We start from the raw sequence: 388 nt of genomic DNA on the forward strand, positions 1-388 counted from the left end.
AGCAAGATTCGTGGCATGGTACGTGCGTCCGGTAATAATCGGCTGGTCGGGGTCACCTTCCAGAAAACTCACCACCACTTCATGACCCACGCGGGGAAGGGCGACCATGCCATAACGGCCACCTGCCCAGGCCTGAGTGACTCGCACCCAGCAGGAGCTCAGGTCATCGTTATTGCCGTAGCGGTCCCAGGGAAACTTTACCTTCACGCGTCCGTATTCATCGCAGTAGATTTCTTCGGTCGCCGGGCCGGTGACGGTCGCTATCTGCGGGCCGTCCACCATCGGGCGATCCTTCATTTCGGTGCGCCAGACACTGCCGCTTTTCATCACGTCAAAGACGTTGGTCAGGGTGGTGGCCTGGTCACCGGCTTCCTCTTCCAGCGCCTGC

The 388-nt window shown here is 60.1% G+C and carries 1 protein-coding gene; it reads right to left on the minus strand.

The window, feature by feature from the left end; all coding sequences use genetic code 11:
* A partial coding sequence (gene tssI, locus DEO48_RS12610; protein ID WP_146198267.1) for a type VI secretion system tip protein TssI/VgrG occupies positions 1 to 388 on the minus strand: 388 nt, incomplete at both ends.

This window comes from Enterobacter sp. CGMCC 5087 (genome assembly GCF_003144775.1).
Lineage (GTDB): Bacteria > Pseudomonadota > Gammaproteobacteria > Enterobacterales > Enterobacteriaceae > Enterobacter > Enterobacter cloacae_M.